This window comes from Evansella sp. AB-rgal1 (assembly GCF_041820985.1).
Classification (GTDB): domain Bacteria; phylum Bacillota; class Bacilli; order Bacillales; family Salisediminibacteriaceae; genus Evansella.
Genome location: NZ_JBGUAU010000038.1, coordinates 42,005 through 49,000, shown reverse-complemented (window position 1 = coordinate 49,000; position 6,996 = coordinate 42,005). Strand labels below are relative to the sequence as shown.

Here is a 6,996-nt window from a genome sequence, read left to right as displayed (position 1 = left end):
CCAACTCAATATTCATGACAAGGAATATTACCTTACTACTTATGGAACGGATAGACGAGAAGTTATTGATGGCATTCGTTTTTATAGAATGATAGATCTTGATGGAAACAGCCGTGGAGAAGTATGGATTGATAGTAAATTTCAATCTGTTGCTGGTGTTATTACGAATATTGATTTTGGTACAGAAGAACTGGGAACGATCCGTTTTGCTGCACCTGCGGAAACAGAAGAGGAAGGAAAGGATTTGCTTGAAAGGCTTTTGCAAGAATAAAAAAGGTTGTCCTGATGTGTAAATGGACAACCTCTTATCTATTATGTTTTGATGCCTCAACCTCGATAGTATTTCTTCATCCTTTTATCAGCACGTTTATCTGCAACCACCATACAAGCATGGATTGCCCCTGGCAACCAGAAGAATAGTGTTAAGAAGAAATTTAAAATAGCTTGAATTGGTTTTCCACAAAACAGCACAGCCACTGGCGGGAGTATCACAGCTAATAAATACATCATAAAGATCCCTTCTTTCATAACACAATTATACCTTAAAATAATGTTATGAAGAAGAACCAATAATGAGGACTTTCCCTTCTCATGCATGTACGAAGCCTAAAAAGATAGTCATCAACTCTTCCGCGCCCTACCCTTACATGTGCTGTAACAAAATAAAATCTTATTTTTTCTTCTGACGGTACAAATCCATTGTCTTATAGCCTTGAGATAAAACATCAACCATTTGCTCCGTTCGTTTATCTCTTGTTTTCTGCTGCTTTGCAGAGAAGATATATCGAGCCCAATCCCGCTGATATCCAGGCGTTAACTCAAGATAAAAGGAAAGCTCTTTTGGATGATCTGCTAACAATGCTTCTATTTCACTTACATTTTCTTCATAATCTGCCACACACTGACTAGCAGCTGCAGACTTCGTTTCCTTCTTTTTCTCCCGCTTCAATCCAACTACGGTAAATACATCATCCATACTCACCATATGGGAAAACTTAACATCACTATCACCAACATACCCATCTTCCCCGACCTTTAATGTTGGGAAAATCTCATCTCGATGCACGAACGTATCATATCGTTTGTTTCCCTTTTTTGGATATGCAAAAAACAAATAACCTTTTTCTTGAAGAGAGTTTTCCTTCATAACACGATTCGTGTACTCCACCATTTCGTCCATTGTTTTGATAAATACAAAAATAGCGTCATGATCACCAGTTAGTTCCGTTGCTTGTCCAGCAAACACATCATAATCGTTCGGCTCATTTATAACAGTAAGATTCTTATATTTCGTTAGGTTTAATTTCGTAACGATAGACATTCGGCAACCTACTCCTTTGTATGTATGAATTATACAATTCATTAACATTTTATCACAATATATATAATAACTCCTCATTCACAAATGTAAAATAAACTTGACATTATGTATAGTTCACTTTACAATCAAGTTAGAAAAAGATGGAAGGTGAGCATCGTGGCACTAGGAAATCGAGTGAAGGAATTACGAGCAAGACACCAAATAACACAAGGAGATCTTGCAGATAAAGTGGATGTAACAAGACAAACCATCGTTGCTTTAGAAAAGGGCAGTTATGTTCCTTCTCTATTGTTGGCCATGAAGATAAGTAAAATCTTCTCAGTGCCTATTGAAGAAATCTTTTATATGGAGGATGATGATTAACATGAAGATAATTTATCGAAATCTTGCTTTAATGGTTGTTTCTATAGCATTGTTCGGCTGGGCCATCTCCAGCATGTACCACGCTCAATTACAATTTGCCGAAATCACGAAAAATCCAGAGGCACCTTGGTCGATCGAAGTAAATTTCACTCCTATCGTAGTTGTATTAGTGATTCTTGGGGTGATAGCATTGGTTTCCTTACAACATAATAAGAAAAAATGGCGATCATGGAAAAAAGCAGTGTTTCTTCCACCCGAGTTAGAAGAGAGTGACGAAAGAGAAAAACAGATTACTTCAGAAGCTTGTCGAGCTGCCTATATTAGTCTTTGGTATGCCGCACCAATTGTTACAAGCTTACTCCTGTTTTACCCGTTTGTTATTGATGTTTTTCCCTACTATCCGATTATGGTTATCTTACTGCTTCCATTGATTCAAGTCCTTGTTTATTCGATTACTTGGGTGAGAAAGTACTGAGATACGAGTCACTAACGAAAAGGATCCAGAATTAAGTTTATTAAGATTTTATTTTAATAGAAAGGTAGATGGATTGATTCACATCTACCTCCCCTTCTTCTAACTAATCTATTTTTAAAAGGTAGGATAAACAATGACAAAGTACTTATATTCTTTTTTCATACTATTAGCGGTACTATTGCTCGGCATTTTCGGACGTAGTATCGGGGTTTTATTTATTGTAGCTAATCTGGCTATTTTATCTATTATTCTATTTTTCACCCAAAGAAGAAATAAGTTCGTTACCAGAATATTAGCTGGAGGCTATCTACTATTTCTCCTTTCATTCTTCATAGTACAGGGTCTCATCCTTTATGAGGTGGAACGTAGCAAAGCTGCTCCTTTAGAAAACATAGATGTTGTCGTTATACTTGGTGCGGGTCTTCAAGGAGACCGACTTTCGCAAACGTTGGAGAGCAGGTTAGAAAAAGGGGTAGAGTATTTACTAGAAAACGAAGATGTTCCTGTTATTGTTTCTGGCGGTCAGGGGCCTGGAGAAACTATAACGGAAGCGGAGGCTATGGGTAGGTACTTATTGGAGTATGGAATCAGAGAAGAACGGATTTACTATGAGAGTCGAGCAACAACAACGTATGAAAACATTACATATTCCGAGGAGATAATGGTTGAGTTAGGATTTCATGAGCCCACTGTTTTAGTTGTGACGAGTGATTATCATGCATTGCGAGCGAAGATGATTGCAAATAAGGTAGGAATTCACTCCTACAGTTCGAGTGGAGAGTCTCCCTTATTTGTAAGGATTAATTATTTGATTCGAGAATACTTTGGTGTTTTAAAAACAATGTTTTATCATAATGGAGAGGGCATAAAAAAGACTGAAATCCAGTAGATGCTGTCATCTTAGGATTCAGTCTTTTATTTGCCATTTATTTAGGAAGCAAGACTTTATCAATCACATGAATGACGCCATTGGATGCTGCGACGTCTGCTTGCACTACGTTGGCATCATTTACTCGAACAGGATCCAGTAAGATATCTAGTTTTTTCTTCGCTAAGGTGTCCACCTGCATTTTGTCCTTTAAATCCTTTGCCATGACTTTTTTAGGAACTACATGATAGAGAAGAATATCTTTCAAATCTTTTCTTGCTAATAACTCTTCTGCTGTGATATTTAAATCCTTTAGTAACTTTTCAAAGGCTTCATCCGTTGGTGCGAACACTGTGTATGGTCCGTCCCCTTTTAAAGAATCAACCAGGCCTGCTTTTTCAAGTGCAGTAGCTAATGTTTTAAAGTTACCAGCATCTACTGCTGTATCAACAATATCCTTTTTACTCTCTATGCTCTCTTCTGCTAGTACTCCTGTTGCAAATGGGATGATCAGCACACAAAGAAACATAACCCCGATAAACCACTTTTTCATTGTACTTTCCTCCTTGGATGGTAAAAAATAATTTATTTTATGAGAAAACATTTACTTTGCTTTATCTTGTTTTGGCCACACCCCCGATATGTATACTAGAGGTAGTATTTGTAAATTTACGTACTCTATCCTTCGCACAAAAAAAAATTTCACTTTCTTTAACCAAGCCTATTTGTGAGGGTTCAAACTTTATTCGTTTTTATCATCCCATAATCTTGATACTATTCGGGCATACTTTATAGAAGTTTCGTTTTAATTAAGACCATGATGGTTTCTATAGAATCTGTTGCAAAAAGGATTTAACTCTGACGATGGTTGCTACGAGTTTTCAGGTAAGGAATGGCGTGTACTTCTGGTAAGGTGCATGTGAAATTTACATAGAAATAGCGCGAATAAAACACTTAGTCACAAAGGAGAAGAATAATGGAGAATTATGCTAACTATGTTGACTTAGGTGAAGTTATAGCCGTATCGAGGGTTTTCGAATTAAATACCTTTCAAATGGTAAAGATGCTAGAAAGTGATGAAATTGAAGTATACGAAAGTAAGGAAGCATTTATGGAAAAGTATGGAGACAAGGAAAGATACGAAGAATTTGATGATTGGTGTGAGTTAAATAATGGGAAGGTCTTTGCGAAAGTAAAATAGAAAAAATGCTTGGCAACTGCTCGATTTCCCTCTGATCGTGCACTTCACAGGATAAAACGTCGCTCAACTTATTAAAACCCCGTCCTTTTACTTTAAGACTTAACTACTTTTCACCAAACGTTCATATTTTTTCCAAAAAAAATGTATAAATCTACCTCTTTCTATAGACAATATCTTTGTTAATTACTGTTAAGAGAGGTAGGTAGTGTGATGGACAATGTGTTACTAGCTAGGACCCTGTTTGGTTCCTCCTTAGCGTTTCATATAATATTTGCAACATTAGGTGTCGGCCTTACTTTGATGATTCTAATAGCGGAAGTTGTAAGGTTAATTACAAAAGATAATGACTATGCCATTCTTGCAAGGCGTTGGACAAAGGGGGTTGCTATCTTACTGGGTGTTGCAATTCCATCGGGAACGATCGTCGGGGTTATGATGTCGTTAACTTTTCCAGGATTCATCGAGGTAGTTGGCCAGGTCATTGCATTACCTTTTGCGATTGAAATTTTCGCATTCTTTGTTGAAGCTCTTTTTTTATCTATTTACATTTATGCTGCTAATCGACTTTCTTCCACTATGCGGATAATAAGTGTATTCTTTGTTGCTCTCGGTGCTACTGCTTCTGCTGTATTAATTACAAATGTACAAGCATGGATGAATACACCAACGGGATTTGAGTTTGTGGATGGACAATTCACCAACGTTCAGCCATGGCAAGCTGTATTAAATCCAGCTTTTAGTTATACAGCTGTTCATGTAGTTAGCAGCGCATATCTAACTACTGCCTTTGTGGTTATTTCTGTTGGAGCTTATCGACTATTACGAGGCAATTTAAGTGAGAAAGAAGTAAGTTATTATCGAAAAGGATTAATGATCGCTTTAGTCCTTGGCGCAGCAACGTCCATTTGGACAGCTTCCACAGGACATAAGGCAGCAGTAGGATTACATAATTATGTACCGGTAAAACTCGCTGCAGCAGAAGGATTGTTTGAAACACAGTCTCATGCTCCATTAGCTATTATGGGCACTCCTGATCCCGAGGCGAATAGAGTCGTAGGGGGAATTGAGATACCTGGGATGCTTAGTTGGTTAGCAACTGGCTCAACAGATGGAGTCGTCATAGGTCTAAACGAATTTCCAAGAGAAGATTGGCCGCCACTCTTTGTACATACATTGTTTAACGTGATGGTGGGGATTGGAACTTTATTAATTGGCTTATCTGTCGGCGCTCTCTTCTGGTGGATACTATATAGGAAAAAACCTTACCCTACCTGGCTATTACTCGCTTTAGTTCCTAGTGGCGCCTTTGCCTTGATCGGAATGGAAACGGGTTGGATTTTTGCATGTATTGGAAGGCAGCCTTGGACGATCATGAACTTCCAACGAACAGCAGACGCGGCAACTGCTTCAGGAAATCTTGGATTCATTTTCGTTTTGTTTATTAGCTTATATCTTTTATTGCTAGTAATAACCGCGCTCGTGATGCGTTTCTATTTCCATCGGAACCCATTATCCAATGAATTTCAAGTAACAACATCAGTATAAAGGGGGGGATTTCATTGCATGAAGCTTATATAGCAATTTCAATTATTTGGCTGTTTTTATTTTTATATGCCATAGGTGGAGCTATCGATTTTGGCGCTGGGTTCTGGGCGATGTATTATTATGAACGGAAAGATACTACTGCAGCTAACTTTGCTAACTTATATTTGTCTCCTTCATGGGAGGTAACGAATGTATTTCTTGTTTTATTTGTAGTAGCATTAGCTGGCTTTTTCCCTGGTGCAGCTTTTTCCCTTGGATCATTAATGATTGTTCCTGTTAGCTTAGTGTTGATATTATTGACGATACGAAGTGCCTTTATGGTGTATTCGTATTCTGTACAAAGTTACACGAAGCTGTTGCGTTATATTTCTGGCATTACAGGGGTGTTAATACCTGCCCTCATGCTTACTGTATTACCTATCATTATTGGTGGATTTGTTGAGGTCGTTGGAGATCGTCATTATATCTTATTTGACAAGGTATTAACGAGCCCAACAGTGTATGCTCACATTGGTTTTGGTCTAGCGAGCCAACTCTTCCTTTCTTCCTTGTTTTTAAGTGACTATGCAAGAGAAGCGAATTCCAAGGAAACGTACGAAGAATATCGGAAAAATGCGATTATCTTTGGACCTATCATGTTAAGTTTTGCAGTTGCAGCGACTTTAACGTTAATGCCAGAAGCCATGTGGATGGTAGAAAATATGGTAAGACAATGGGAATTATTTTCCTTAAGTATGTTTGCCTTCTCCATCGGATACAGTGCCCTATGGTGGCCGTCGAAAAAAGTACGAATCGGACAACCTCGGGTCGCAGTCATTCTTATTGTCGTCCAATTTGCACTAGCTAGCTTTGCATACGGATGGGCGCATATGCCTTACATTGTATATCCAGAAATCACCATATTCGATGGATTAACAAATTTAGCTATGTATCAATACTTACTATGGGGTTATATTGTCATGATGGCTATTCTGATCCCCTTATTCATCTGGTTTTGGCGATTGTTCCTTAAAGACAAACGGTATCTTACTAGTGAAAAATAATATTGGTTAAGAGAATGTTGAAAATGTCTCCAGTATTGGATGAGCAACTCAAGAATTAAGAGTGGTTGGAACATAACATAACAAAGTGTAAAAGCAAGAAGAAGAACGAAATGATTACTTGTTTACACTATCCGCTCCGGAAATATACTTTGCGTTCCGCGGGCGGCTGGTGAGCCGCCG

The 6,996-nt window shown here is 38.1% G+C and carries 10 protein-coding genes; 7 read left to right on the top strand and 3 right to left on the bottom strand.

From position 1 onward, the window contains the following. On the top strand, positions 1 to 271 hold a 271-nt coding region (locus ACERII_RS22925; RefSeq protein WP_373645304.1), incomplete at its 5' end, for a hypothetical protein. A 56-nt stretch (positions 272 to 327) separates the two neighbouring features. On the opposite strand, the gene ACERII_RS22920 is transcribed toward ACERII_RS22925, so the two are convergent. Beyond that, complete coding sequence (locus tag ACERII_RS22920; protein WP_373645303.1) at positions 328 to 510, bottom strand: YqaE/Pmp3 family membrane protein; 183 nt, start codon at positions 508 to 510, stop codon at positions 328 to 330. Positions 511 to 670: 160 nt separating this feature from the next. Beyond that, positions 671 to 1,321 carry a YdeI/OmpD-associated family protein gene (locus ACERII_RS22915; RefSeq protein WP_373645302.1) on the bottom strand — a complete coding sequence of 217 codons (651 nt, stop codon included), beginning with the start codon at positions 1,319 to 1,321 and terminating at the stop codon, positions 671 to 673. A 156-nt stretch (positions 1,322 to 1,477) separates the two neighbouring features. On the opposite strand from ACERII_RS22915, the gene ACERII_RS22910 reads away from it, so the two are divergent. From ACERII_RS22910 to ACERII_RS22900, 3 genes are all read left to right on the top strand, one after another. Continuing rightward, positions 1,478 to 1,684 (top strand): helix-turn-helix transcriptional regulator, encoded by a 207-nt coding sequence (locus ACERII_RS22910; RefSeq protein ID WP_373645301.1) that lies wholly within the window; start codon positions 1,478 to 1,480, stop codon positions 1,682 to 1,684. A 1-nt stretch (position 1,685) separates the two neighbouring features. Beyond that, positions 1,686 to 2,159 carry a hypothetical protein gene (locus ACERII_RS22905; protein ID WP_373645300.1) on the top strand — a complete coding sequence of 158 codons (474 nt, stop codon included), beginning with the start codon at positions 1,686 to 1,688 and terminating at the stop codon, positions 2,157 to 2,159. Between the two features lie 133 nt (positions 2,160 to 2,292). Beyond that, entirely contained in the window at positions 2,293 to 3,048 is a 756-nt protein-coding gene (locus ACERII_RS22900; RefSeq protein WP_373645299.1) for a YdcF family protein, read from the top strand. Positions 3,049 to 3,085: 37 nt separating this feature from the next. On the opposite strand, the gene ACERII_RS22895 is transcribed toward ACERII_RS22900, so the two are convergent. Beyond that, a complete protein-coding gene (locus tag ACERII_RS22895; RefSeq protein WP_373645298.1) occupies positions 3,086 to 3,580 on the bottom strand; it encodes a fasciclin domain-containing protein in 495 nt (164 codons plus the stop codon). 423 nt (positions 3,581 to 4,003) lie between these two features. On the opposite strand from ACERII_RS22895, the gene ACERII_RS22890 reads away from it, so the two are divergent. The 3 genes from ACERII_RS22890 (at position 4,004) to ACERII_RS22880 (ending at position 6,816) form a co-directional block, all read left to right on the top strand. Beyond that, entirely contained in the window at positions 4,004 to 4,228 is a 225-nt protein-coding gene (locus tag ACERII_RS22890) for a hypothetical protein (RefSeq protein ID WP_373645297.1), read from the top strand. 210 nt (positions 4,229 to 4,438) lie between these two features. Further along, positions 4,439 to 5,773: a cytochrome ubiquinol oxidase subunit I gene (locus tag ACERII_RS22885; RefSeq protein ID WP_373645308.1), complete on the top strand. Its 1,335-nt coding sequence runs from the start codon at positions 4,439 to 4,441 to the stop codon at positions 5,771 to 5,773. 14 nt (positions 5,774 to 5,787) lie between these two features. Then, the gene (locus ACERII_RS22880) at positions 5,788 to 6,816 is read left to right on the top strand and encodes a cytochrome d ubiquinol oxidase subunit II (protein ID WP_373645296.1); all 1,029 of its coding nucleotides are present in this window, start codon (positions 5,788 to 5,790) and stop codon (positions 6,814 to 6,816) included. The last annotated feature ends 180 nt before the right edge of the window (positions 6,817 to 6,996 follow it).